The 26,320-nt window shown below is 69.2% G+C and carries 15 protein-coding genes and 2 riboswitches; of the genes, 10 read left to right on the top strand and 5 right to left on the bottom strand.

Features of this window, described 5'->3' with window-relative positions; genetic code table 11:
• Positions 1 to 30 precede the first annotated feature (30 nt).
• On the bottom strand, positions 31 to 3,057 hold the full coding sequence (locus ABIB42_RS01990) for a triple tyrosine motif-containing protein (protein WP_429247808.1): 3,027 nt from the start codon (positions 3,055 to 3,057) through the stop codon (positions 31 to 33).
• Between the two features lie 182 nt (positions 3,058 to 3,239).
• Here ABIB42_RS01990 and ABIB42_RS01985 point away from each other — a divergent pair, with 182 nt between their 5' ends.
• Positions 3,240 to 4,988 (top strand): methyl-accepting chemotaxis protein, encoded by a 1,749-nt coding sequence (locus tag ABIB42_RS01985; RefSeq protein WP_005667455.1) that lies wholly within the window; start codon positions 3,240 to 3,242, stop codon positions 4,986 to 4,988.
• A 25-nt stretch (positions 4,989 to 5,013) separates the two neighbouring features.
• Here the strand turns inward: ABIB42_RS01985 and gcvP are convergent, their stop codons facing one another.
• From gcvP to gcvT, 3 genes are all read right to left on the bottom strand, one after another.
• Positions 5,014 to 7,896: an aminomethyl-transferring glycine dehydrogenase gene (gcvP, locus tag ABIB42_RS01980; RefSeq protein ID WP_219864354.1), complete on the bottom strand. Its 2,883-nt coding sequence runs from the start codon at positions 7,894 to 7,896 to the stop codon at positions 5,014 to 5,016.
• A gap of 99 nt (positions 7,897 to 7,995) precedes the next feature.
• Positions 7,996 to 8,376 carry a glycine cleavage system protein GcvH gene (gene gcvH / locus ABIB42_RS01975; protein WP_005667458.1) on the bottom strand — a complete coding sequence of 127 codons (381 nt, stop codon included), beginning with the start codon at positions 8,374 to 8,376 and terminating at the stop codon, positions 7,996 to 7,998.
• A 59-nt stretch (positions 8,377 to 8,435) separates the two neighbouring features.
• Positions 8,436 to 9,554 carry a glycine cleavage system aminomethyltransferase GcvT gene (gene gcvT / locus ABIB42_RS01970; protein ID WP_005667460.1) on the bottom strand — a complete coding sequence of 373 codons (1,119 nt, stop codon included), beginning with the start codon at positions 9,552 to 9,554 and terminating at the stop codon, positions 8,436 to 8,438.
• Positions 9,555 to 9,600: 46 nt separating this feature from the next.
• Positions 9,601 to 9,695, bottom strand: a riboswitch (glycine riboswitch).
• A gap of 17 nt (positions 9,696 to 9,712) precedes the next feature.
• Positions 9,713 to 9,798, bottom strand: a riboswitch (glycine riboswitch).
• A gap of 434 nt (positions 9,799 to 10,232) precedes the next feature.
• Here gcvT and ABIB42_RS01965 point away from each other — a divergent pair.
• From ABIB42_RS01965 to ABIB42_RS01925, 9 genes are all read left to right on the top strand, one after another.
• Complete coding sequence (locus ABIB42_RS01965) at positions 10,233 to 10,793, top strand: ATP-dependent Clp protease proteolytic subunit (RefSeq protein WP_005667461.1); 561 nt, start codon at positions 10,233 to 10,235, stop codon at positions 10,791 to 10,793.
• Between the two features lie 123 nt (positions 10,794 to 10,916).
• A complete protein-coding gene (locus ABIB42_RS01960) occupies positions 10,917 to 13,193 on the top strand; it encodes a DUF1631 family protein (protein ID WP_429247807.1) in 2,277 nt (758 codons plus the stop codon).
• Positions 13,194 to 13,228: 35 nt separating this feature from the next.
• Positions 13,229 to 16,738, top strand: coding sequence for a chromosome segregation protein SMC (gene smc / locus ABIB42_RS01955; protein WP_184240311.1), 3,510 nt, complete (start codon positions 13,229 to 13,231; stop codon positions 16,736 to 16,738).
• A 79-nt stretch (positions 16,739 to 16,817) separates the two neighbouring features.
• The gene (locus ABIB42_RS01950; protein WP_429247806.1) at positions 16,818 to 18,674 is read left to right on the top strand and encodes a PAS domain-containing sensor histidine kinase; all 1,857 of its coding nucleotides are present in this window, start codon (positions 16,818 to 16,820) and stop codon (positions 18,672 to 18,674) included.
• 191 nt (positions 18,675 to 18,865) lie between these two features.
• Positions 18,866 to 20,131: a cell division protein ZipA C-terminal FtsZ-binding domain-containing protein gene (locus ABIB42_RS01945; protein WP_429247805.1), complete on the top strand. Its 1,266-nt coding sequence runs from the start codon at positions 18,866 to 18,868 to the stop codon at positions 20,129 to 20,131.
• A 9-nt stretch (positions 20,132 to 20,140) separates the two neighbouring features.
• Entirely contained in the window at positions 20,141 to 22,507 is a 2,367-nt protein-coding gene (ligA, locus tag ABIB42_RS01940) for an NAD-dependent DNA ligase LigA (protein WP_429247804.1), read from the top strand.
• 32 nt (positions 22,508 to 22,539) lie between these two features.
• A complete protein-coding gene (gene galU, locus ABIB42_RS01935; protein WP_005667471.1) occupies positions 22,540 to 23,433 on the top strand; it encodes a UTP--glucose-1-phosphate uridylyltransferase GalU in 894 nt (297 codons plus the stop codon).
• On the top strand, positions 23,430 to 23,966 hold the full coding sequence (gene def, locus ABIB42_RS01930; RefSeq protein ID WP_005667472.1) for a peptide deformylase: 537 nt from the start codon (positions 23,430 to 23,432) through the stop codon (positions 23,964 to 23,966). The genes galU and def overlap by 4 nt, the downstream gene beginning before the upstream one ends.
• Positions 23,963 to 24,463: a hypothetical protein gene (locus ABIB42_RS01925; protein ID WP_429247803.1), complete on the top strand. Its 501-nt coding sequence runs from the start codon at positions 23,963 to 23,965 to the stop codon at positions 24,461 to 24,463. Before def ends, ABIB42_RS01925 begins: the two co-directional genes overlap by 4 nt.
• 39 nt (positions 24,464 to 24,502) lie before the next feature.
• Here the strand turns inward: ABIB42_RS01925 and ABIB42_RS01920 are convergent, their stop codons facing one another.
• The gene (locus ABIB42_RS01920; RefSeq protein ID WP_429247802.1) at positions 24,503 to 26,296 is read right to left on the bottom strand and encodes a DUF885 domain-containing protein; all 1,794 of its coding nucleotides are present in this window, start codon (positions 26,294 to 26,296) and stop codon (positions 24,503 to 24,505) included.
• Positions 26,297 to 26,320: the final 24 nt, after the last annotated feature.

Below are 26,320 nucleotides of genomic sequence, written 5' to 3'. Positions count from 1 at the left end.
GCAAGCATAGCGCGTTTAAGGGCGCTGTGCTCATGCACGGCGCATGCCTTGGTAAGCAGTTGTTACCGGTATGCATACGCTCACCGTGGTCCCTGCCGGGCTGCTGTCGATCTCCAGCACCCCACTAGCCAGCCGGGCCCGCTCGCGCATGCCGGGCAAGCCCCAGTGGCCCGCGCGCGCGCCGCTGGCCAGGATATCCGGGCCGATGCCGCAGCCGTCGTCCATGACGGCCAGGCGCAGGCGATCGGCGCCGCAGTCGAGCGCCAGCGTGATCCTGCCTGCGCGCGCATGGTGAAACGCATTCGACAGGGCTTCGCGCCCGATCGTGAACAGTTCGTCCTCGATCTCGGGCTCGAGCCCGTGGATCTTGCCATTATGGCGCGTCACGAACGCGACGCCGGTCGCCGCCGCCAGCTCGCGGCCAACGTCGGACAAGGCCTGCGCCAGGCAACCGTGGCGCAGGCCTGGCACGCGCAACTGGCGCAGCCGCTCGCGGCCCTCGTCGATCACGTCCTCGGCGCGCGCCAGCACGTCCTCGACTTCGGCGCGCAGCCCGCTGTCGCCCGGCAGCCTTCCCAGCAGGACGTGCATGCGCAGCACGAGGGCCTGGACGCTTTGCAGGAAGGTGTCGTGCAGGGTGCGCGCGATGCGCTCGCGCTCGAGCATGCGCTCGCGCAGGCGCAGGTCGAGATTCGCATGCAGGCGCGACGCGAGCCGCGCCAGGCGCCAGCGGTGCAGCAGCCAGGCCGCCGCCAGCGCGGCCAGGACGCAGGCCGGCATGAACCACGCGGTCTGGGTGAAGGCCGGTTCGATGCGAAACGATGCGCGCGCCGGCTGCGGGCTCCAGACCCCGTCCTCGTTGGCGGCGCTCACCTCGAAGGTGTAGGCGCCCGGGGCCAGGTTGGTGTAGACCGCCTGGCGCAGGCCGGCCGTCTCGCGCCACCCTGGATCCTGGCCGACGAGACGGTAGCGAAAGCGCACCCGCTCGGGCATCGTCAGGGCGGTGGCGGTGAAATCGATCTCGACGCGCGCCGTGCGCGCAGGCAGGATTGTGGCGCCATCCGGCGCGAACGCCTGGCGATCGGTGCGCAGGGCGCTCACCATCACCGTCGGCGCGCGCGGATTGCGCGGGATCGCCGCCGGATCGATGTGACCGATGCCGCTCGAGGTCGCGAACCACAAGCGGCCGTCGCTCGCCTGCACCAGCGTCGGCAGCGGCCGGATCTGGGCCGGCATGCCGCGGTAACCGTCGAGGTGGTCGAACCGCTCGGCGTCGACCAGCGCCGGCAGGGCGCCGCTCAGCTTCGCCGCGTCGATGCGCGCCAGCCCGCTGGTATCGTGCAGCCACAATTCGCCGTCTTCGCGCTCCACGATGCCCGACACGCCGCTGAAGGAACCCCGCCCACGTTCCCCGAGCGAGCGGAAGCGCGCGCCGTCGAACCAGCCAAGCCCACGGTCGCCGCCGATCCATGTGCGCTGCCGTCCGTGGAGGATCGCCAGGGTGTTTCCGACGGCGAGTCCGTGCGCGTGCCCGTAGCGCCGTACCTCATCCCTGTCCAGTACCGCGATGCGATCGCCCGTATAGCCGAACCAGATCCGTCCCTCGTGGTCGCGGGCAAGGGTGACGGCGGTGTCCTGCGCCAGTTCCTGGTGCCCGCCGCCGGCAAGCCAGGCGCCGTCACGGAAGGTATGGACGCCCATTCCGACCACCGACAGCCACAGCGTGCCGGCCGCGTCGCTGGTCATGGCCTGGACGTCGCGGCCGGCGAATTCGGTGGGCAGCGGCCAGCGGCGCGCCGAGCCGGCGCGCACCTGCCACAGATGGGTGCCGGTGGCGAACCAGAGGGCGCCGTCCGGCTGGCGATGGCTGGCGGTCACGCCGGCGATGTCGCTGCGGCGCTGGACGCCGTCCGCTCCCAGCACGATGCTGCGCATATTGAAGGCTTCCAGCTGGTCCGACGTCCCGATCCAGACCGCGCCCTCGTCGCCCGGCGTCACGCCCATGGCGCCGGTGAAGCCGTCCGGCAGCGCGACCATCGCGAGGCGGGCGGGCCGCACACGGTCGACGCCCTCCGGCGTGACGAACCACACGTTGCCCTCGCGATCGGTCAGGTTGGCGCTGAACGTCGATGCGGTAAAGCCTCCCGCGGTCACGAATTGCCGCACCACCTTGCCGTGGCAGTCGAGCAGCTGGACGGATTCGCCGGTGCCGACCCACAGGCCGCCGTGCGCGTCGCTGTAGTAACCGAGGTTGGGCAGGCCGCCGTTATGCAGCGCGAACGGCGTCGTTGCGCCGCTGTCCGGATCGAACATCTGCATGCCGTGCGCACGGCTGTTGACCAGGACCCGTCCGTCCGGCTGCAGCTCGCCGCCCTCGACGCCAGGCCGGTCGAGGACTTTCTGGAACCGGTGGCGCCCGGTTCCCGGGGCCTGCGTGCTGCGATAGACGCCGTCGGGGAAGTACGCCAGCATGCTGCCGTCCTTCAGCACCGTCAGCTGCAGCAGGCCGCCCTCGGGCAGGCCGGCCCCGGATCCGACCGGGCGCCAGGCGTGCCCGTCGAGCCGGTACAGGCCCGCGCTGGTGGCGGCCCACATTACGCCGTCGCCGGTGCGGGCGAACTGGTGCACGGAACCGCGCGGCGCGCCGTCGCCACTCACGTAGTGCCGCGCGCCTGCGCGTTCGAACCGGCTGATGCCGCCGAACTGGTAGCCGACCCAGATCGCGTCGCCGTAGGAGGCCACCGCCATGGTCACCGGCGAGTGCAGCTCGTGGCCATGCACCCTGTCATTGCGCACGAACCGGGCGCCGTCGAAGCTGTACAGGCCGTCGCGGGCGGCGAACCACAGCAGTCCGTCGGCGTCCTGGGCCATCGAGTACAGCCCGGCCGGCGCGCCGTCCTTGCGGGTCCAGCCGGTGTGCTGGAGGTCGGCGTCCCAACGCGTCGGCTGCGCGCAGGACTGTTGGGCAGTGGCGGGCGTGGCGGCTGCGGCGTTGGCCTGGACGAGCAGGCCAGCGAGGGCGCAGGCCAGCATCATGCGTGCGCGGGACGACGTCATAGAGCGGTTTCGTTGGTGAATGCGGGTTGGCGGTGCGGCTCAGCGCACAATCATAGCCAACGGTCAACAAAAAGCAAGGATGGCGGGCGTCTCGCATTCTTGCGCCGTCACAAGTGTCCATCTTTCCGGCAAGGTACATTGTCGAGTGCGCCGAGAAGACGGCGCTGACCGAAAGGATGATCATGCTGGCCCGCCTGCGTATTGGTCCCAAGCTCCTGCTCGCTCCCGGCGCCGTCCTGCTCCTGCTGCTCCTGCTGTCCTGGGTCGCCTATTACGCGATGGTGCGCCAGAACGACTCGCTCGAATCGATCGTGGGCCAGCGCGCGGCCAGCATGCGCGCCGCCAGCAGCCTGGCGGCGCAGACGCAGAAGGCGCATGCCGACATCTACCGCCTGCTGAGCTGGATGGGCGGCAGCTTCCCGCTGGCGCGCACCGAGCCGCTGCGCCAGGACATCCTGGCCCAGCACCGGCGCATCGCGACCGGCCTGGAGACCCTTGGCAAGGCGACCCTGACCGAGGCCGAAGACCGCCACGTGCAGCAGGCCGCGGCGGCGCAGCTGCGCTACGCCGAGGCGGTGCGCGAGGTGATCGAGCTGGCGCCGCTGGACGGCTCGATCAGCGCGAATGCCATGCAGAAGGCCGAAAGCGCCTTCGCGCTGGTGGCGCAGCGCCTGGCCGACCTGGGCGCGCTCGAAGAAGCGCTGGCGCGCGAAGCCTCCGGCAGCGCGAAGGCCGACTTTCGCATGATCTCGGTGCTGATGCCGGCCGTGGTGCTGCTGGCGATCGGGCTGTCGCTGGCGATCACCTTCGCCGTGCGCCGCATCCTGCTGGACGAGATCCGCGGCATCGGGCTGGCCGCCAGCGGCCTGGCCAGCGGCGACCTGACGGCGCGCCCGCATCTCGACCACGAGTACGGCGGCGACGAGATCGCCGACACGTCGCGCCAGCTGGACGCCAGCATCCGCAACCTGAACGGCACCCTGCGTTCGATCCTGGACTCGGCGCGCCTGATCGGCGCCGCCTCGCGCGACATCAAGCTCGGCAGCCTGAGCCTGGGCAGCCGCGCCGTGTTCCGCGCCAGCGCGCTGGCCCATACCGAAGGCGCGCTGCGCGAGCTGGCGGCCGACGTCAAGCTGGGCGCCGACCAGGCGCGCATCGCCCACCGCCTGGCCGCCGGCGCGGGCGAGGCGGCGCACGAAGGCGGCGACCTGGTCGAACGGCTGGTGGCGACGCTCGAGGGCAGCCGCCGCGGTGCGCAGCGGGTGGTCGAGATCGTCGACGGGCTCGACCTGGCGGCGAGCGAGACCGGCACGCTGGCCCTGAACGCGGCGCTGGACGCGGCGCGCACGCACCTGGACGCCGACATGGACGCCGGCGCGCAGTCGCCGGCGATGGCCGCGGTGGCCGGCGAGGTGCGGGCGCTGGCGCGCCGGGTGGCCGCCGCCAGCCGCGAGATCCGGACCGTGGCGGCGCAGTCGCTGGCCGAGATCGATGGCGGCGCGGCCTGGGCCCTGCACGCCGGCAGCAGCATGGAGCGGATCGCCGGCACGGTGCGCGAGGTGGAAGACCTGGCCGGGCGCATCGGCGCGGCCGGCGAAGGCCAGGCCACGCAACTGGCCGACGTGGGCCAGGCGATCGTGCAGATGGACCAGGTGACGCGCCAGAACTGCACGCTGGTGGAAGAAGCGGCGAGCGCGGCGCGCACCCTGCAGATGCAGGCGCTGGCGCTGTCGCGCACGGTGGCGGGGTTCAGGCTGGAAGAAGAGGGGGCGCGGGAAACGGCCCCGCAGGCGCAGGACGCCGGCCGCAAGGACGACGGCGGCGCTTCCTGGTCGAAGCCCTTCGATCCGGCGCGCGAACGCCGGGGGGGCACCAGGGAACGCCGCCGTCACCAGGCGTCGCACTTGCGGCTCGCCTCGAGCCGCAAGTGACGATCCCGGTCAGTGCGTCAACCGATCACTCGTAATCGCTGATCGGCGCGCAGCCGCAGAACAGGTTGCGGTCGCCGTACACATTGTCGGCGCGGCCGACCGGCGGCCAGTACTTCTTCTTGCGCAGGCCGGCGACCGGGAAGGCCGCCACTTCACGCGTGTAGCCGTGGGCCCAGGCGTCGGAAGTGACGACTTCGGCGGTGTGCGGCGCGCCCTTGAGCGGGTTGTCCATGCGGTCGTACTCGCCGCGCTCGACCTTGACGATCTCGGCGTGGATGGTGATCATCGCCTCGATGAAGCGGTCGATCTCGGCCTTCGATTCCGACTCGGTCGGCTCGATCATCAGGGTGCCCGGCACCGGGAAGCTCATGGTCGGGGCGTGGAAGCCGAAGTCCATCAGGCGCTTGGCCACGTCTTCGTTGCTGATGCCGGTCTTGTCCTGCAGTGGACGCAGGTCGATGATGCACTCGTGCGCGACCAGGCCGTCGTGGCCGGCGTACAGCACCGGGTAGTGCGGGGCCAGGCGGCGCGCGATGTAGTTGGCGTTGAGGATCGCCACTTCGGTGGCCGAAGTGAGGCCTGCGGCGCCCATCATCGCGATGTACATCCACGAGATCGGCAGGATCGAGGCCGAGCCGAAGGCGGCGGCGCTGACGGCGCCGATGCCGTTCTCGTCCCGCACATAGCCGGTCGACAGCTGGTTCGGCAGGAATTTCGCCAGGTGGGCGCCGACGCCGATCGGGCCGACGCCGGGGCCGCCGCCGCCGTGCGGGATGCAGAAGGTCTTGTGCAGGTTCAGGTGGCTGACGTCGCCGCCGAAGGCGCCCGGCGCGGCCAGGCCGACCAGCGCGTTCATGTTGGCGCCGTCGACGTAGACCTGGCCGCCGTGCGCGTGCACGATCTCGCACAGTTCCTTGATGCCTTCCTCGAACACGCCGTGGGTCGACGGGTAGGTGACCATCACGCAGGCCAGGTCCTTGCTGTATTGCTCGGCCTTGGCCTTCAGGTCGCTGAGATCGACGTTGCCGTTGTCGTCGCAGGCGGTGACCACGACCTTCATGCCGACCATGCTGGCCGAGGCCGGGTTGGTGCCGTGGGCCGAGGACGGGATCAGGCACACGTTGCGGTGGCCTTCGCCGCGCGATTCATGGTACTTCTGGATCACCAGGAGGCCCGCGTACTCGCCCTGCGAGCCGGCGTTCGGCTGCAGCGAGATGGCGGCGTAGCCGGTGGCGGCGCACAGCATGGCTTCCAGCTGGGCGATCATCTCGCGGTAGCCGATGGTCTGCTCGTTCGGCGCCAGCGGGTGGACGTTCGAGAACTCGGGCCAGGTGACCGGCACCATCTCGGCGGTGGCGTTGAGCTTCATGGTGCACGAGCCGAGCGGGATCATGGTGCGGTCCAGCGCCAGGTCCTTGTCGGCCAGCGCGCGCAGGTAGCGCAGCATCTCGTGCTCGGCGTGGTAGCGGTTGAAGGTCGGGTGGGTCAGGTAGGCGCTGGTGCGGGCGAGGGCGGCCGGGAAGGCGTCGGCGACGCCGGCGTCCAGCTGGTCCAGGTCAACCGTCTTGCCATTGCCGAACACCGCGAACAGGTTGGCCAGGTCGTCGCGGGTGACCGTTTCGTCGAGCGAGACGCCGACGCTGGTGGCGTCGATCTGGCGCAGGTTCAGGCCGCGCGCGGTGGCCTGCTGGTGGATCGCGCCGGCGTCCTGCACGCGCACCGTGAGGGTGTCGAAGAAGGTCTTGTTGGCCAGCTCGAAGCCCAGCTGCTGCAGGCCGGCGGCCAGGATGGTGGTCTGGCGGTGCACGCGGCGCGCGATGCGGGCCAGGCCTTGCGGGCCGTGGTAGACCGCGTACATGCCGGCCATCACGGCCAGCAGCACCTGCGCGGTGCAGATGTTCGAGGTCGCCTTTTCGCGGCGGATGTGCTGTTCGCGGGTCTGCAGCGCCAGGCGGTAGGCCGGGTTGCCCTGGGCGTCGACGGTGACGCCGACCAGGCGGCCCGACATGCTGCGCTTGAATTCGTCGCGGGTGGCCAGGTAGCCGGCGTGCGGGCCGCCGAAACCGAGCGGCACGCCGAAGCGCTGGCTGTTGCCGACCACGACGTCCGCGCCCCATTCGCCCGGCGGGGTCAGGACCGTGAGCGCCAGCAGGTCGGCGGCCACGATCACCATCGCGCCCGCGGCATGCAGGTGCTCACAAGCAGCGCGGTAGTCGCGCACTTCGCCGTCGACGCCCGGGTATTGCAGCAGCACGCCGAAGCAGGTTTCTTCGAGCTTTTCGATGTCGGCGGGTGCGATGCTGCGCACTTCGACGCCGATCGGCTCGGCGCGGGTCTGGATGATCTCGCGCGTCTGCGGCAGCACGTCGTCGGCCACGTAGAACACCTTCGAGGCCGACTTGCCGACGCGCTGGATCAGGGTCATGGCTTCGGCAGCGGCGGTGCCTTCGTCCAGCATCGACGAGTTGGCGATGCCCATGCCGGTCAGGTCGGTGATCGCCTGCTGGAAGTTCAGGATGGCTTCCAGGCGGCCCTGCGAGATCTCGGGCTGGTAAGGGGTGTAGGCGGTGTACCAGGCCGGGTTTTCGAAGATGTTGCGCAGGATGACCTTCGGCGTGTGGGTGCCGTAGTAGCCCTGGCCGATCAGCGACTTCAGCACCTTGTTCTTGGACGCCAGGCCCTTGAGCAGCGCCAGCGCTTCTTCTTCGGTGCGCGGTTCGGCGAACTGGCCCAGGTCCAGCTTGTCCTTGCGGCGGATGTTGGCCGGGACCACGGCGTCGATCAGGGCGGCGCGGGTGGCGTAGCCGAGGGTCGACAGCATGGCTGCCTGTTCGGATTCGGACGGGCCGATGTGGCGCGGGATGAACGAATCGCGTGCTTCAAGTTGGGTGAGGCTGGAGCGGGTCATAATAAGAAAAGAGTCCGGAAGGGTCTGGCGCCGATGCTGGCTGGATCAAGAAGGGGATGCGCAGGGCGGTGCGCCCGGGGAAGGGCGCACCTTGGACCATCAGTGGTCGGTGGTCTTGCCGTAGGCGTCGGCGTCGAGCAGCTTGTCGTAGGCGCCAGCGTCGCTCGGGGCCAGCTTGAACAGCCAGGCGCCGTAGGCATCCTGGTTGATCGAGTCGGGCGCGTCGGCGACCGGCTGGTTGACGGCGGTGACGGTGCCCGAGACCGGCGCGTAGATGTCGCTGGCGGCCTTGACCGATTCGACCACGGCGGCGTCGTCGCCCGCGGTGAATGCCTTGCCGACCTGCGGCAGTTCGACGAACACGATGTCGCCCAGCGCGTCCTGCGCGTATTCGGTGATGCCCACGGTCAGGCTGCCGTCTTCTTCGCGGCGCACCCATTCATGGGATTCGGTGTATTTCAGGTCGGTAGGGATGTTCATGGAAACTCCTGAGGATGGTGGGGTTATTAGTATAGGTGTTTGTTATCCGGTCCGGCGATTCAGGCGGCCAGCACTTTGCCGTTGCGCACGAACGGCAGCTTGACCACGCTGGCGGCCAGGTGCTTGTCGCGGATCGCGACCTGCACGGTGTCGCCGACGGCGACGTCCATCGGCACGCGCGCCAGGGCGATCGCCTGCTGCATGCTGGGGCTGAAGGTGCCGCTGGTGATCTCGCCGACATTGCCGGAGGCGGCGATCACGCGCTGGTGGGCGCGCAGGATGCCGCCTTTTTCGCGCAGGATCAGGCCGACGAACTGCGCCTGCTGGCCCTTGGCCTGCAGCGCGGCCTTGCCGATGAAGTCGCGCTCGGAGACCAGGTCGATGGTCCAGGCCAGGCCGGCGTCGAGCGGGTTGGTGGTTTCGTCCATGTCCTGGCCGTACAGGTTCATGCCGGCTTCCAGGCGCAGGGTGTCGCGCGCGCCGAGGCCGGCCGGCTTGACGCCGGCGGCGAGCAGGGCGTTCCACAGCGCTTCGGCCTGGCTTGCCGGCACGCCGATCTCGAAGCCGTCTTCGCCGGTGTAGCCGGTGCGGGCGACCATGGCTTCGCCGAAGGCGGTGTCGCCGACGATGGCGGCGTTGAAGGGCTTGAGGTTTTCGGTCGCCGCCTGGGTGGTCGGCAGCACCTGCCACACCTTGGCGCGGGCGTTCGGGCCCTGGACCGCGACCAGGGCGATCGGGTCGTTGCCGTCGCGGCGCTGGGTGATGCTCACGCCGCTGCTGGTGGCGGCGTTCTGCCCGTTCATCCAGGCCACGTCCTTGTCGGCGGTGCCGGCGTTGACGACGATGCGGAACCAGTCTTCGGACAGAAAATAGACGATCAGGTCGTCGATGACGCCGCCTTCCGGATTGAGCATGCACGAATACAGGGCCTTGCCCGGCGTTTGCAGCTTGTCGACGTTATTGGCCAAAAGGCCGCGCAGGAAGGCGCGGGTGTTGTCGCCCTTCACGTCCACGACGCACATATGGGACACGTCGAACATGCCGGCGTCGCTGCGCACCGCGTTGTGCTCTTCGATCTGGGAGCCGTAGTTGACCGGCATGTCCCAGCCGCCGAAATCGACCATCTTGGCGCCAAGGGCGCGGTGAGCGGAATTGAGCGGGGTCGCTTTGAGCGTCATGGAATCCTCGGGCATGAATAGGGTGTCGGCACGATCGTCGTGCGCTATCGACCCCTCTGTCCTTGGTACCTGAGAGATAGCGGCTGGCGCCGCTTGCCCCTTCGGTGGGCCGCATCGCGGCCGCTCTCCAGAGTTGACCGGCCGCGCCGTGCGCCGCCGTCCCTTGACCGGTCCTTTTGCCTGAGAGTTTATGGGTGAGTGCCCCTTCGGCGGCAGCGTCGCTGCGCTCTCCCGATCAAGACTGCGGAGGATATGCCAGCCCGCCAACCCTGTCAACCACACAAGCCCCTCCATTTATTGCCCCCAACCCCTTACCCAACAATGAGGGTCAGCGTCGACTTCTTTGACCACTTTCGAAGTTGCTCGTTAATGCTACTCCGACCCTATTTAATTTATGACCGCCGGGGAAACAAAAAGCATTCATCCGGAAAACTATTTAACGCTGAGAATCAAATACGGATTTTGATAGCGCTAAACGGCCCAAAATTAAATAGGGTCGGAGTCGAATTGTTTGACAACTTTGAGGAATTGCCCAATAAATCTACTCTGACCCTCATTGTAGCGTTTCACTGCGAGATTGCTAAAAAGTATTGCTGCGCACTATTGGTGCAGGGCATTCGGGGTGTTTGTCGTGATTTGCTACACTTGTTCCACTTACTTTGTAGGCGGGAACAGACTATGAACGAAGAAAAAACTTTGCAGGAGAAAGAGGGTTGGTACACGCTGTCGGGCGACGTCAACAGCGATATGGTGCACCGGATGTTCGATGCGGTGGCGGCGATGACCGAGGACGGGATCGATACCGCCCATGTGCTGCTGCAGTCGAATGGCGGCTACGTCAGCGACGGCCTGTGCCTGTATAACTTCATGGCCAGCTCGCCGATCCGGTTCGTGATGTACAACGCCGGGGCGGTGGCCTCGATCGCGGTGGTGCTCTACCTGGCCGGCTCGCGCCGCTACGCCAGCGAGACCGCGCGCTTCATGATCCACAAGTCGCATGCGACCGCCTCGCCCGGCTCGCGGCCGGATGCGCTCAACATCATCGTCGAAGGCCTGCGCGCCGACGATGCGCGCACCGAGGCCATCCTGCGCAAGGAAATCGAACTCTCGCCCGAGCAGTGGAGCGTGCACCAGTACGGCGACCTGCACCTGACCGCGCGCGACGCCAAGAAGGCGAAGATGATCCACGAGGTGCTGGACTTCGCGCCGCCGAAAGGCGCCATCCTGCGCAATATCTGAACCGGGACGGTCCGCCGCCGGTCGCGCTGGCGGCCGATGGCGCCCCGGCCGGGATGTGTTTGGTCATTGCTGAGAGGTAAGAATATGGCAGAATAGGGCCTTGCCTCACTTCGCCGAACCGTCATGGCCACCCCACCCGCCCAGACCTTTGCCGCGCGCAAGGCCGCACCCGCCCAGCAGGCGGCGCTGGCCGAGCTGGTCGACATTGCGCGCAGCCATGCCGAGTCCGGCCTGGCGGACATGGCGCGGCGCATGGTGTCGGCGCTGCTCGACCTGACCGCGGCCGGGCTCGACCCCGCCACCGTCATGCGGCGCGTCAAATCGGGCAATCTTCTCAAGGACAACGGTTACGCCTTCACCCACCTGGCGACGAGCGAGATCGAGGCGGCCCTGCGCCGGGAAGTCGCGCGCCTGCTCCCGCACGCCGCTGGCGCCCCGGCCGAAGCCGCGCCCGCCCCGGTCGAACTGAGCCTGGTCCCGCTGGAACAGATCGACCAGCAAATGGCGCTCGGCGCCGTCAGCCGGCCCTTCGACCTGCAGCATTCGGAAGGCCTGGCCACGCTGGGCGTGCGTCTTGGCCTGCTGCTCGGGCGCGACCTGGTGCGCGCCGCCCACAACCCCTTCCGGCCCGACGTCTTCCTGGCCGCCGTGGACGCGGCCTGGCGCCAGTTCGAGCCCGATCCCGACGCCCACGGCCTGGTGGCACCGCTGCTGCGTCCCGGCCTGATGTTCGATCTCGGGCCGCTGTACGAAGCCCTGGTCGCCAAGCTCAAGTGGCGCAAGGGCGGCGACGCCGACACCCGCTTCAGCAAGACCGACGACCGCGCGTCGCGCCAGTCCGAACGCGCCCGGCGCGACGCCGCGCTGGCCCAGCAGCTGCGCCAGCTGTTCGACCCGGCCCTGGCCGTCCCTGAGATCCCGGACCTGCCGCAGGGCAGCGGCGGCTGGCGTCCGAGCGCGGCGTCCGGCTTCGCGGTGGCGCCGCTGGCGCCACCCATGCCGGCGGCGGGCGCCGTCCCGTCCGGCGCCGCGGCGGGCCCTGGCGCCCATGCTGGCCCCGTCCACGCGTCGGGTGGCGCCGGCAGCGCCGCATCGCCGGTGGCGTCCGTTCAACCCTTGATCGACCTGCTGGCGCGCGCCGGCGCCGCCGGCCCGGACGCCGCGCCCGGCGTGCTGGTCCTGCCAGGCCTGCGCGCCAGCCTGCCGCAGGGCGCCCTGTCGCGCGGCGACGAAACGACGCTCGACCTGCTGTCGCGCGTGTTCGGCAGCGTGCTGCAGGACGACGGCGTCGCCCCCGAGACGCGCGAACTGATCGGCCACCTGCAGCTGCCGGTCTTGCGCACCGCGCTGCGCGACCGCAGCTTCTTCTTTCGAGAGGCCCATCCGGCGCGGCGCCTGCTCGACCTGCTGTCGCAGGCCGGCTGGGAGCGCCCCCTGGACCCGGACGACCCGGTCTACCGCGCCATGCGCCGCAGCGTCGAGCGCGTGCGCGACCAGGTCGACCCCGAGTTCGCCGCGGCCGTGGCCGACATCGAGGCCGGCCTGGCCGCCCGCGACAGGGTGGAAGAGGCGGCCATGGCGGCGCCCATCGCCCAGGCCATGCGCAATGAGAAGCGCGCCGCCGCCGAACGTTCGGCCCGGCGCGCGGTGGCGCTGCGCCTGGCCGGAGAACGCTTGACCCCGGCCGTCACCGGTTTTCTCGAAGGCCGCTGGAGCGCCGCGCTGGCGCTGGCCTACACGATCGAGGACAGCCGTCCGGGCGCCGTCGACAATGCCACGCGCACGATGGAAGACCTGATCTGGAGCGTCAAGCCGAAGGCGACCCAGGAGCAGAGGAAGGCCCTGATCGCGCGCCTGCCGGCGCTGCTGGCAAGCCTGAACAACTGGCTCGACGCCACCCGCTGGCAGGACGCCGAGCGCCTGCAGTTCTTCGCCGAGCTGGCCGAATGCCACGCCTCGATCGTGCGTGCGCCGATCGAGCTGCTGCCCGAGCGCCAGCTCGAGCTGGCGCTCGAGGCGGCCCAGCAGGATGCGCTGCGCCGAGTTGCATACGAGCAGGCGCAGGAGCAGGAAGAGGAGCGGGAGCAGGCCCGCATCCAGGCCGAGGAAGCGCAGGCCGCGGCAAGCGATCCGGCGGCCGCCATCCTGGCCGGCCTGGAGCGCGGCATGCGGCTCGAACTGCACGAGGCGCACATCGTGCGCCGGGTGCGCCTGGCCTGGGTCAGCCCGCTGCGCACGCTGTACATCTTCTCGGGCGCCGGACGCCAGGAAGCGTTTTCGCTGCCGGCCGCGCGCCTGATCGATCTGCTGCGCGAAGGCGCGATGCGGGTGGTGGCGGCCGAAGGCGTGGTCGGCCGCATCCTGAGCGCGGCGGTCAAGCCCATGCCCGCAATGGTATGATGCGCGCTTTACCTCTACAGCAATAGCCGATCCACGTGCGCCTCTCTTCCATCAAATTGTCGGGATTTAAGTCGTTCGTCGATCCCACCAATTTCCAGGTGCCGGGTCAGCTGGTCGGCGTCGTCGGCCCCAACGGGTGCGGCAAATCCAACATCATCGACGCGGTGCGCTGGGTGCTGGGCGAGTCGAAAGCCTCCGAACTGCGCGGCGAGTCGATGCAGGACGTGATCTTCAACGGCTCCACCCACCGCAAGAGCGCCGGGCGCGCCTCGGTCGAACTGGTGTTCGACAACAGCGCCGGCAAGGCCGCCGGCCAGTGGGGCCAGTACGCCGAGATCGCGGTCAAGCGCACGCTCACGCGCGACGGCACGTCCACCTATTACATCAACGGCCAGCCGGTGCGCCGGCGCGACATCCAGGACATCTTCCTCGGCACCGGACTCGGTCCGCGCGCCTACGCCATCATCGGCCAGGGCATGATCGCGCGCATCATCGAATCGCGCCCGGAAGAACTGCGGGTCTTCCTCGAAGAAGCGGCCGGCGTCTCGAAATACAAGGAACGGCGCCGCGAGACCGAGAACCGGCTGTCGGACACGCGCGAGAACCTGCTGCGGGTCGAGGACATCCTGCGTGAACTTAACGCCAACCTCGAAAAACTCGAAGCCCAGGCGGCGGTCGCCAACCGCTTCCGCCAGCTGCAGGCCGACCAGGAAGAAAAGCAGAAGCTGCTCTGGCTGATGCGCAAGAACGAGGCCAAGGCCGAACAGGTGAAGTTCTTCCGCGAGATGGAAGAAGCGCAGACCAGCCTGGAAGCGCAGACCGCCAGGCTGCGCAACGTCGAGGTCGACCTCGAACACCTGCGCCAGGCCCATTTCGCCGCCGGCGACCGCCTGCACACGGCCCAGGGCGCCCTGTACCAGATCAATTCCGAGATCGGCAGCCTGGAGGCGCAGATCAAGTTCGTGGTCGAGTCGCGTACCCGCCTGCAGAACCAGATCGTCACGCTCACCGCGCAGCGAGATCAATGGCTGGCGCAGGAGCAGGAACACCGCGAGGGCCAGGAAGAAGCCGAGATGCAGCTGGAGGAACTGGCCGCGCGCGCCGAAGGCGCCCAGATCGCGGTCGAGGTCCACCATGAGCGCCTGCCCGAGCTGGAAGCGGCCTGGCGCGCCGGCCAGGAACGCCAGGCCGGCTCGCGCGCGCGCACCATGCAGGTCCAGCAGCGCATCGAGCTGGCATCGGCCCACGGCCGCAACGCCGCCGGCATCCTGGGCAACCTGGCGGCGCGGCGCGAACGCCTGCAGCAGGAGAGGAATGGCCTCAACCTGCCCGACAGCGCGACCCTCGACAACCTGCGCCTGCAGCTCGAAGAACAGCAGCAGTCGCTGGAAGAACAGACCATGCTGCTGGAAGAAGCGACCGGACGGCAAGAGGCGGTCGAACTCGAGCGCAAGGAAGCGCATGCGCAGGTGCAGGTCGAGAGCGCCGCCAACGCCCAGTTGGAGGCGCGCCTGAACGCGCTGCGCCAGATGCAGGAGCGCGTGCAGACCCAGGGCAAGGTCCAGCCCTGGCTCGAGAAGCACGAGCTGGCCGGCTTGCCGCGCCTGTGGCAAAAGCTGGAGGTCGAAGCGGGCTGGGAGGCCGCGCTCGAAGCCGTGCTGCGCGAGCGTTCCGGCGCGCTGGAGGTGTCGAACATCGACTGGGCCAAGGCGTTCGTGCTTGACGCGCCGCCGGCCCGCCTGGCGCTGTACGCGCCGCAGGCGGGCGGCCACGCGGCGCCGCCCGACGGCTTGAAGCCGTTCTCCAGCCTGCTGCGCGTGAACGACGCCGGCGTGCGCGGCGTGCTCGAGGACTGGCTGCACGGCGTCTACGTGGCCGGTGACGCGGCCCAGGCCTTCGCCGAGCGCGCGCGCCTGCCGCAGGGCGCCGCCTTCGTCACGCGCGAGGGCCACATGGTGACCCGCTCCAGCGTGCGCTTCCACGCGCCGGACGCCGAGCAGGACGGCATGCTGGCGCGCCAGCACGAGATCGAGAACATCGGTAAACAGCTCAAGGCCCAGGCCTTGCTGGCCGACGAGGCGCGTGCGCGCGCCGTGCGCGCCGACGCCGCCGTGACCGACCTGGCGCGCCGGCTGCAGGATGCGCGCGGCCGCGTGGCCACCTTGCAGCGCGAGGTGCACGCGCTGCAGATCGAGGTGCTCAAGCAGAGCGAGATCGAGGCCCGCTTCAACCAGCGGAGCAGCCAGATCGCGGCCGACCTGTCCGAGATCGCGGCCCAGGAGGCCGAGCAGCGCCAGGCCCAGGCGGAAAGCGAACAGGAATTCGAGCAGCTCGACCTGGAACTGGCCGAGCTGCAGGAGGCGCACGAAAACGGCCAGACCGCCTTCCTCGAGCAGGAGCAGGCGCTTGGCCGCGCGCGCGAGCACCTGCGCGAACTGGAACGCAGCGCGCAAGAGGCGCAGTTCGCCGAACGCGCCCAGCGCAGCCGCATCGACGAATTGCGGCGCACGATGGCGACCGCCGCCACCCAGGCCGAACAGGTCGGCGCCAGCCTGGCCCAGGCACGCCTGGAGCTGGAAGCCCTCGAAAGCGGCACCGCCCACGAGGGCTTGCAAGAGCTGCTGGACCGCCGCACGAAGCAAGAGGTAGCGCTGTCCGACGCCCGCCACGAGCTGGACCAGGTCGCCCAGCAGCTGCGCGCGGCGGAAGAGTCGCGCATGCAGTCCGAGCGCAGCCTGCAGCCGCAGCGCGACCGTATCACCGAGATGCAGTTGAAGGAGCAGGCCGCGCGCCTGAACCAGGAACAGTTCGCCGAAGCGCTGGCCGCCACCGGCGCCGACGAGGCGGCGCTGTCCGAAAAGCTCGACCCGGACCTGAAGCCCCAGTACCTGCAGGGCGAGGTCACCCGACTGACGAACGCCATCAACGGCCTGGGCGCGGTCAACCTCGCGGCGGTCGACGAGCTGGCCCAGGCCACCGAGCGCAAGCGCTTCCTGGATTCGCAGAACGCCGACCTGAACGAGGCCATCACCACGCTCGAAGACGCGATCGGCCGCATCGACCGCGAGACGCGCGACCTGCTGCAGGACACCTTCGACCGCGTCAACGGCCACTTCTCCGAACTGTTCCCGATCCTGTTCGGCGGCGGCAACGCCAGGCTGGTCATGACCGGCGACGAGATCCTGGACGCCGGCGTGCAGGTCATGGCCCAGCCGCCGGGCAAGAAGAACGCCACCATCCACCTGCTGTCGGGCGGCGAGAAGGCGCTGACCGCGACCGCGCTGGTGTTCTCGATGTTTCGCCTGAACCCGGCGCCATTCTGCCTGCTGGACGAGGTCGACGCGCCGCTGGACGACGCCAACACCGAGCGCTTCTGCCGCATGGTCAAGCGCATGTCGGACCACACCCAGTTCCTGTTCATCTCGCACAACAAGATCGCGATGGAGATGGCCAGTCAGCTGATCGGGGTGACGATGCAGGAGCAGGGCGTCTCGCGCATCGTGGCGGTGGACATGGAGTCGGCCGCCGACCTGGCCGCCGCCTGAACGGGCGCGGCCTTCCCGGGCCGCCGTGCTACACTGGCCCGCCTCTGCCGGGGCACATGCCACTGTACGAATGCTTGCAATGACCGACCACTCCAGATCACCGCAGCCCGCCCCCATCCCTTCAGCACTGGAGCAGGGCGTGCGGCTGATCGGCGCGTCGCCGGCGCCGATGTTCATCGTGCGCGGCGAAAGCCGGATTGGCGGCGTCATGGCCGCAGCCAATCCGGCCTTCACGGCGCTGCTGGAAGGCGCTCGGACCGCATCTCCCGATGCCTGGACGCCGCTCGCAACGCTGCTGCCGGGCGCCATCGACCCGGTTGCGCGCATCCTCGACGGCAGCCTGGCCCAGGCCGGCGCCGAGCTGGAACTGCCCACGCGGGTCAAGCTCGCGCTGTCGCCGGTGTGCGAAGCCGATGGCGCCATCGTGGGCGTGCTGGGCGTGGCCGCGGCGCTGCCGCCGCAAGTCGACCAGGCCGCGCGCGAACTGGGGCGGCTGGTCGAACTCAGTCCGGTCGGCGTGGTGCGCTACACCGTCGACGGCGAGATCCTCGACTGCAACGACGCGTTTCTCTCCATGCTGGGACTGAGCCAGGAGGACCGCCGCCGCGGCCTGTCCTGGCGCGCGCTGACGCCGCCCGAGTGGCGCGAGGTCGACGACGCCGGCCTTGCGCGCCTGCAGGCGCACGGGGTGATGCCGCTGATCGAGAAGGAATTCCTGCACCGCGACGGCCGCCGCATTCCGGTGCTGGTCGGCGCCGGCAACCTGCTGGCCGATGGCCGCCAGGGCTTCGGCGTGGTGATCGACATCTCGGCGACCCGCGCCGCCGAACGCGCGCTGGCCGAGAGCGAGGCGCGCTTTCGCGCCATCACGAACGCGATGCCGCAGATGGTGTGGTCGACCCTTCCCGACGGCTTCCACGATTACTACAACGACCAGTGGTACGCCTTCACCGGCGTACCGCCCGGCTCGACCGACGGCGAGGCCTGGAACGGCATGTTCCATCCGGACGACCAGGACGCCGCCTGGGCCAGGTGGCGCCATTCGCTGGCCACCGGCGAACCCTACGAGATCGAATACCGGCTGCGCCACCACAGCGGCGCCTACCGCTGGGTGCTGGGCCGCGCCTTGCCGGTGCACGACGCGCGAGGGGTGATACAGCGCTGGATGGGCACCTGCACCGACATCCACGAACACAAGCTGACCGAGGATGCGCTGCGTGAGGCCGACCAGCGCAAGGACGAGTTCCTCGCCATGCTCGGCCACGAGCTGCGCAATCCGCTGGCGCCGATCCGCAGCGCGGCGGCGCTGCTGCCCCTGGCCAAGGCCGATGCGGCCAAGGTCGAGCACATCGGCCAGGTGATCGCGCGCCAGGTCACCCACATGACCGGCCTGATCGACGACCTGCTGGACGTGTCGCGCGTGACGCGCGGACTGATCGCGCTGGTCCAGGAAGACGTGGCGGCGCGCCTGCTGGTCGACGAGGCCGTCGAGCAGGCGCGCCCCCTCATCGAGGCGCGCGCGCACGCGCTGTCGGTGGCCGACCACGCCGGCGGGGCCTGCATCCATGGCGACCGCAAGCGCCTGGTCCAGGTGCTGGCGAACCTGTTGTCGAACGCGGCCAAGTACACGCCGCCGGGCGGGCGCATCGTCGTCGCGCTGGCGCGGGTGGACGGCATGGTCGAGATCGCGGTCAGCGACAACGGCATCGGCATGGCGCCCGAGCTGGTCGACGGCGTGTTCGAACTGTTCCGCCAGGGGCAGCGCACCCCGGACCGCTCGCAGGGCGGCCTGGGCATCGGGCTGGCCCTGGTCAAGCGGCTGGTGCACCTGCATGGCGGCCGGGTCGGCGCGTCGAGCCCGGGGGAGGGGCAGGGCAGCGAAGTCGTGGTCGCCCTGCCGGCCTGCCGTGCGCCGGACGCGTCGGCGCCCGCATGATGATCGCGGTGGCGCGCCGGCTATCCATGGCGTCCGCGCGGGGGAGTTGGTATGATTGCACGAATTTCCGTGGGGAGAGCGCCCGCACGGATGCATTTCGATCGAATTAACCATTTCGCTGAACAACAGGACCGCGTGGCCCGCAAGGCTGGCGGATCCGGCGCGAATTTCGCTATTGAGGCACAAGCAGCATGACTGATTTCCAAATGAGCCTGATCGCAGCCGGCGGCGTCTTCGTCGTCGGCGTCATCACCTACAACAAGTGGCAGGAATACAAGGCCAGGAAGAGCGTCGAACGCGCCTTCGCCTCCGACCACGACGACGTCCTGATGCGCGATGGCGAGCAGGTGCCGGCCGTGGACCGTCACGAGCCGGTGCTCGAGGCCGGCCTCGACGACAAGGCGCCGGTGCTCGCCAAGGAGCCAGTGCTCGACGCCGACGCCTTCGCGCCGGCCGACGTCAAGCCCGAGCCGCAGCTGGACACGCCGACGCCGGCCGCCGCGCCAGCCCCGGCCCCGGCCCCGGCCCCGGCCCCTGCGGCGCCGGTCACGCCGCCCGCCACCAGCTACCGCGCCGCCGGCGCCAGCGCCGCCCAGGATGCGGTGGCCGCCTCGCTGCCCGGCACCCGCCCGGGCATGCCGGCCGCCGAACTGGCCGAATGCCTGGTCGATCCGCTGATCGACTGCCTGATCCCCCTCTCGCTCGAAACGCCTGTGCGCGGCGACAAGATCTTGCCGGCCCTGCAAACGCTGCGCCGCGTCGGCAACAAGCCGATCCACTACATCGGCTTCGCCGTCAGCGGCGAATGGGAGCCGATCGTCCATGGCGGCGTGTACACCAAGCTGCAGGCCGGCGTGCAGATGGCGACCCGCACCACGGCGCTGAACGAACTCGAATACTCCGAGCTGGTCACCCGCCTGCGCGCGGTGGCCGACGAGATCGGGGCCGAGCCGGAAGTGCCGGACATGATCGAGGTGATGGCCGAGGCGCGCATCCTGCACCGCTTCGTGGCCGGCCACGACGCCCAGCTGGGCGTCAACCTGGCCGCGAATGGCGCGCCATGGGCGATGTCGACGCTGATCGGCGCCCTCGAGAACGCCGGCTTCGACGTGCGTCCGGACGGCCGCTTCGCGATGCCGGACAAGGAAAGCGCGGGCGGCGGCGTGCTGTTTACGCTGTCGACCAACGTCACCCTGGGCGCCGACACCACCTCGCGCCTGACCCTGCTGCTGGACGTGCCGTGCGTCGCCCCCGCGCGCGACGGCTTCGGCCGCATGGTCGAGACCGCGCGCGGCCTGACCCAGCGCCTGGACGCGACCATCGTCGACGATTTCGACCAGCCGCTGGTGGACGAGGCCCTCGATGAGATCAAGAGCCAGGTGGGCGAGTTCTACCAGGAGATGGACGCGGCCGACATCCCGGCCGGCTCGACCCGCGCGCTGCGCCTGTTCAGCTGAGGATTCCCGGTGACCGAGCAAGAGCAACAGAATGACCGCCAGCGGCGCATTGAACGAATGCGTTGGCTGGTCGCGGAACTGAACCGCGCCAGCTACAACTACCATGTGCTGGACGCGCCGACGATTCCCGACGCCGAGTACGACAAGCTGTACCACGAGTTGCTGGCACTGGAGACCAGCCACCCGGACGCCGTCGACCCCGACTCGCCGACCCGGCGCGTGGGCGACGCGCCTATTCCCGAGTTCGGCCAGGTCACCCATGCGGTGCCGATGCTGTCGCTGAACAACGGCTTCAACGACGACGACATCGACAATTTCGACCGTAAGGCGCGCGAGGGGCTGGAAGTGCGCCAGGTCGTCTACAACGCCGAACTGAAGTTCGACGGCCTGGCCATCAGCCTGCGCTACGAGGATGGACGCCTGGTGCAGGCGGCGACCCGCGGCGACGGCTACACGGGCGAGGACGTCACCGCCAACATCCGCACCGTGCGCGTGATCCCGATGCGGCTGCATGGCGGCGACGTGCCGGCCGTGCTCGAGGTGCGCGGCGAAGTGCTGATGTTCAAGCGCGACTTCGAGGCCCTGAACGAGCGCCAGCGCGCCAGCGGCCAGAAGGAATTCGCCAACCCGCGCAATGCCGCCGCCGGCAGCCTGCGCCAGCTGGACGCGCGCATCACCAATGAGCGCAGGCTGCGCTTCTTCGCCTATGGCGTGGGCCAGGTGGAAGGCGCCGACTTGCCCGACACCCATTCCGGATTGCTCGACTGGTTCGAGGCGCTCGGGCTGCCGGTGGCGAAGGAACGCAAGGTGGTCGCGGGCCGCGACGGCCTGCTCGACTTCTACCGCGACGTCGGCGAACGCCGCAAGTCGCTCCCTTACGAAATCGACGGCGTGGTGTACAAGGTCGACCGCATCGAGGACCAGCGCGCGCTGGGCTTCGTCTCGCGCGCGCCGCGTTTCGCGCTGGCCCATAAATTCCCGGCCGAGGAAGCGCTGACCACGGTCCAGGCGATCGAGGTGCAGGTCGGCCGCACCGGCGCCATCACGCCGGTGGCGCGCCTGGTGCCGGTCTCGGTCGGCGGCGTCACCGTCACCAACGCCACCCTGCACAACGAAGACGAAGTGCGGCGCAAGGACGTGCGCGTGGGCGACACCGTGATCGTGCGCCGCGCCGGCGACGTGATCCCCGAGGTGCTGGCGGTGGTGCTGGAGCGCCGCCCGAGCCCGGAGCCGGCGGTCTATGAACTGCCGAAGCAGTGCCCGGTGTGCGGTTCGCACGTGGTGCGCGAGGCCGACGAAGCGGTCGCGCGCTGCTCCGGCGGCCTGACCTGCGCGGCCCAGCGCAAGGAAGCGATCCGCCACTTCGCCGGCCGCCGCATGATGGACATCGAAGGCTTGGGCGACCGCTACATCGACAGCCTGGTGGAGGCGAACCTGGTCAAGGGCGTGGCGGATCTCTACAAGCTCACGCTCGACGACCTGCTCAAGATGAAGCGCCTGGCCGACGAGCGCGACGGCACGACCCCGGAGACCGTCAAGCAGGGCAAGGTCGCGACCAAGTGGGCCGACAACCTGCTGGCCGCGATCGCCGCCAGCAGGCAGCCGCCGCTGGAGCGCCTGCTGTTCGCGCTCGGCATCCGCCACGTGGGCGAGTCGACCGCCAAGACGCTGGCCGACTGGCTCGGCAGCCTGGCCCTGGTGCGGCGCGCGCCGGCCGCGCTGCTGCGCGTGCTGCCCGACATCGGCGGCACGGTGGCCGAGTCGATCGCCGAATTCTTCGCCGAAGAAAAGAACCAGATCGCCCTGAACGCCTTGCTGGACGCCGGCGTGGCGCCGAAGGGCGAGCATGCGCCGAAGGTGCAGCTGCGCGAAAAGCTCGACGAGATCAAGCTGCTGGCCGCGCTCGACATCCCGAAACTGACCGAGCCGCGCGCGCGCCAGGTGGTGGGCGCCGGCCAGACGCTGGAAGACATCGGCGTGCGCACCGACTTCGGCATCTTCGGCCTGCCGGCAACGGTCGCCGCCGCGCTCGAGGAATGGATGGCGGTGCGCGCGAACCGCGAACTAGTGCAGTCGCTGGCGGCCCTGCGCCGCTCGCTGCTGGAATCCCTGCCCGAAGCCTCGGCCGCCGCCGCGCCCGAGGGACCGCTGGCCGGCAAGACCTTCGTCCTGACTGGCACCTTGCCGACCCTGAGCCGCGACGCGGCCGGCGCGCTGATCGAGGAGGCCGGCGGCAAGGTGTCGGGCTCGGTGTCGAAGAAGACATCCTACGTGGTGGCCGGCGCCGAAGCGGGCAGCAAGCTGGCCAAGGCCGAGGAGCTCGGCGTCACGATCCTGGACGAGGCGGCGCTGCTGGCGCTGCTGGCGCAGTCATAACAATGCAATAACAACCCTCCATACTGGTACACATGAACCTGATCCGCAAAGCCGTATTCCCCGTCGCCGGCCTGGGCAGCCGCTTCCTGCCGGCGACCAAGGCGCAGCCGAAAGAGATGCTGCCGATCGTCGACAAGCCGCTGATCCAGTACGCGGTCGAAGAGGCGGTGGCCGCCGGCGTCACCGAACTGATCTTCATCACGGGCCGCAACAAGCGCGCCATCGAAGACCATTTCGACAAGGCCTACGAACTCGAATCCGAGCTCGAGGCGGCCGGCAAGCAGGCCCTGCTCGAGACCGTGCGCGGGGTGATCCCGAAGAACGTCAACTGCATCTACATCCGCCAGTCGTCGCCCCTGGGCCTGGGCCATGCGGTGCTGTGCGCGCGGCCGGTGGTGGGTATTGAACCCTTCGCCGTGCTGCTGGCGGACGATTTCATGGACACCGCCGACGGCCAGAAACCGGTGCTGGCCCAGATGGCCGACGTCTACGCCTATGAGCGCAGCAGCATCCTGGCGGTGCAGGACGTGCCGCGCGAGCACACCCGCCAGTACGGCATCGTCAGCGCCTCGGCCTACCGCCAGGACCTCGAACTGGTGTCCGGCATCGTCGAGAAGCCGCAGCCCGCGGACGCGCCGTCGACCCTGGCCGTGGTCGGCCGCTACGTGCTGTCGCCGTCGATCTTCGACTACCTGGAAAACATCGGCAAGGGCGCCGGCGGCGAGATCCAGCTCACCGACGGCATCGCGGCCCTGATGCGCGACGAGCGCGTGCTGGCCTACCGCTACGCCGGCCAGCGCTACGATTGCGGTTCCAAGCTGGGGTATCTGCAGGCCACCGCCGCGATCGGCCTGAAGCACCCGGAAACGGCCGAGGGCTTCCGTGCCTCGCTGGCCGGTTTGCTGGAAGGAAGAGGCCCGGCATGACGGTGCGCGAGATCCTCAGGATGGGCGACCCGCGCCTGCTGCGGGTCGCGCAGCCGGTCACCGAATTCGATACGCCCGGGCTGCACGCCCTGATCGCCGACATGTTCGAGACCATGCATGCCGCCAACGGCGCCGGCCTGGCCGCGCCGCAGATCGGCGTCGACCTGCAACTGGTGATCTTCGGCTTTGGCAGCAACCAGCGCTATCCCGACGCGCCGCCGGTGCCCGAGACGGTCCTGATCAATCCCGTGCTCACGCCCTTGTCCGACGAGATGGAAGAGGGCGTCGAGGGCTGCCTGTCGGTGCCCGGCCTGCGCGGCAGCGTGCCGCGCTACACGCGCCTGCGCTACGAGGGCTTCGACCAGTTCGGCAAGCGCATCGTGCGTGACGCGGAAGGTTTCCACGCGCGCGTGGTGCAGCACGAAGTGGATCACCTGCTGGGCATCCTGTATCCGATGCGGATCCGCGACTTTTCCCGCTTCGGCTTCACCGAAGTCATGTTCCCCCACCTTGATCCCGGAGCCGACGATTGAGCCGCGCCGTATATTTCCTGGCGCTGCTGGGCGCCGCCTGTCTTGCCGCTCCGGCGGCACTCGCCGCCGACTTCTTCACGAAGATCGACCCGTCGCCGACCAGCGAACTGTGGATCGACACCGGCTTCTATACCGCGCACTTTGACGGCGACAAGGACCTGAACGACAACAACAAGGGCCTGGCGCTCGAGTACCGATTCAAGGGCACGATGACGGCCACCGCCGGGCGCTTCTACAACAGCGACCGCGCCTGGTCGAACTACGCGGGCGTGATCTGGCAGCCGTATGCGGTCGGCCCGGTGCGCGTGGGCCTGGCGCTGGCCGCCTTCGACGGCTATCCGAAGACGCGCGACGGCGGCTGGTTCCCGGGCGCGATCCCGACCCTGACCTATGAATACAAGCGGGTCGGCGTGAATGTCGGGATCATCCCGAACTACAAGGACCGGCTGTATGGCGGCATCTCGTTCCAGCTGAAGTTCAAGCTGTTCGACAAATGAAAAAAGGGCCGCGCGATGCGGCCCTTTTGTCACGAACGATCAGCCTTCTTTCGGATACGGACTCGGTCCGCCGTCCGCGATGAACTGGTCGATCCGCTGCTGCAGCACCGGCAGCGGCACCGAACCGACCTGCAGCACGGTGTCGTGGAAGTTGCGGATGTCGAACTTCGACCCGAGCGCCTTCTCGGCGCGTGCGCGCGCCTCCTGGATCGCCATCTGGCCCAGGTAGTACGACAGCGCCTGGCCCGGCCACGAGATGTAGCGATCGACTTCGGTCTCGACCTCGTGCTTCGACAGCGCGGTGTTCTGCAGCAGGTAGTTCTGGGCCTGTTCGCGGGTCCAGCCCTTGGCGTGGATGCCGGTGTCGACCACCAGGCGCGAGGCGCGCCAGGCCTGGTAGCTCAGCATGCCGAACACCTCGTACGGGGTCTCGTAGATGTCCATCTCGGTGCCCAGGCGCTCGGTGTACAGCGCCCAGCCCTCGCCATAGGCCGAGATGTAGGCGCGGCGGAACGGCGGCACGCCTTGCTGTTCCTGCGCCAGCGGGATCTGGAAGGCGTGGCCCGGCGCCGACTCGTGCAGGGTCAGGGCCGGCAGGCTGTAGAGCGGACGGGCCGGCAGGTTATAGGTATTGACCCAGTAGGTGCCGGGGCCGCCGCGGCCCGCGGTCCAGAACGGCGCCTGGTCGTCCGGCACCGGCACGATCGCAAAGCGGCGGCGCGGCAGGTGGCCGAAGAACTGGTCGGCCTTGGCGTCGAACTTCTTGGACGTCCAGGCCGCGCTCTTGAGCAGCTCTTGCGGCGTCCTGGCATAGAACTGCGGATCGGTGCGCAGGAAGTGCAGGAAGGCCTGCAAGTCGCCCTTGAACCCGACCTGCTTCATGATGTCGTGCATCTCGGCGCGGATCTTGGCCATCTCGGCCAGGCCGATCGCGTGGATCTGGTCGGCCGTCATGTTGGTCGTGGTGAATTCCACGATCTTCGACTGGTAGTATTCCTTCCCGCCCGGCATGTCCTGGGCCGCCAGCGTGGTGCGCGCCTTCGGCACGTACTCGTCGCGGAAATAGGCCAGGGCCTTGGCGTAGGCGGGTTGTATCTTGCCCTGGATGAGGGCCACCGCCTGCGCGCGCAGCGCCTCCTGCTCGGCGGCCGGCATCGCGGCCGGCATCTGCCTGAACGGGGTGTAGAACACCACGTCCTGCGGCGTCTTCGCATCAAGCACCGAGCTCAAGGTGCCGTCGCGGCCGGCCAGGGTGACCTTCGGCGGGGTGAAGCCGCGCGCCAGGCCGGCGCGCATATTGTCCAGTTCCTGGTCGAAGTAGGCGGGCAGGCCCTCCAGCAGGCGCAGATAGTTGCGGTATTCGTCGGCGGTCTTGAGCGGGCGGCGCGCGGCATACGCGACGTCGGACCAGAAGGCGGTGTCGGCGTTGACCGGCTGTTCGTATTCGCGGAAGCGCTGGGCGTCATGCAGGGCGGCGATCTGGGCGCGGTAGACCGCGAAGTTGATGCGTTCGGCGGGCGAGAGCGCGCCTGGCGGGATCGCGTCGAGTTCCTTCAGGATGCCGGCCCAGTAGACGCGGCGCGCTTCCTGGGCGGCGGCGTCGACCCGCGCATAACCCGGGCTCGCATTGGGCGCGTTCTCGTCGCGCGCCAGGCGTTCGGCGATGCGCCACTTCCATTCCTTGGTGTAGATGTCCTTGAACCGCGCGTCGGCGGCGGTCGCAGTCGTATTCACCGCGGCTGCGCTCGTTGCGGCCACGGCCGCCGGTGCGAATGCCAGACCCATCACGACGGCGGCCGTCGAGACGGCGGCGCCCAGCTTGCTTATTTTCATTGATCCCCTGCTTGATAAAGAGCA

The organism is Massilia sp. UYP32, assembly GCF_050434365.1.
GTDB classification, from domain to species: Bacteria; Pseudomonadota; Gammaproteobacteria; order Burkholderiales; family Burkholderiaceae_D; genus Telluria; species Telluria timonae.
This window is presented reverse-complemented; position numbering and strand designations above follow the sequence as displayed.

Bases quoted from the DNA above. Each gene is read 5' to 3' on its own strand.
- ABIB42_RS01990 (WP_429247808.1), bottom strand. From the start codon at position 3,057: ATGACGTCGTCCCGCGCACGCATGATGCTGGCCTGCGCCCTCGCTGGC.
- ABIB42_RS01985 (WP_005667455.1), top strand. From the start codon at position 3,240: ATGCTGGCCCGCCTGCGTATTGGTCCCAAGCTCCTGCTCGCTCCCGGC.
- gcvP (WP_219864354.1), bottom strand. From the start codon at position 7,896: ATGACCCGCTCCAGCCTCACCCAACTTGAAGCACGCGATTCGTTCATC.
- gcvH (WP_005667458.1), bottom strand. From the start codon at position 8,376: ATGAACATCCCTACCGACCTGAAATACACCGAATCCCATGAATGGGTG.
- gcvT (WP_005667460.1), bottom strand. From the start codon at position 9,554: ATGACGCTCAAAGCGACCCCGCTCAATTCCGCTCACCGCGCCCTTGGC.
- ABIB42_RS01965 (WP_005667461.1), top strand. From the start codon at position 10,233: ATGAACGAAGAAAAAACTTTGCAGGAGAAAGAGGGTTGGTACACGCTG.
- ABIB42_RS01960 (WP_429247807.1), top strand. From the start codon at position 10,917: ATGGCCACCCCACCCGCCCAGACCTTTGCCGCGCGCAAGGCCGCACCC.
- ABIB42_RS01950 (WP_429247806.1), top strand. From the start codon at position 16,818: ATGACCGACCACTCCAGATCACCGCAGCCCGCCCCCATCCCTTCAGCA.
- ABIB42_RS01945 (WP_429247805.1), top strand. From the start codon at position 18,866: ATGACTGATTTCCAAATGAGCCTGATCGCAGCCGGCGGCGTCTTCGTC.
- galU (WP_005667471.1), top strand. From the start codon at position 22,540: ATGAACCTGATCCGCAAAGCCGTATTCCCCGTCGCCGGCCTGGGCAGC.
- def (WP_005667472.1), top strand. From the start codon at position 23,430: ATGACGGTGCGCGAGATCCTCAGGATGGGCGACCCGCGCCTGCTGCGG.
- ABIB42_RS01920 (WP_429247802.1), bottom strand. From the start codon at position 26,296: ATGAAAATAAGCAAGCTGGGCGCCGCCGTCTCGACGGCCGCCGTCGTG.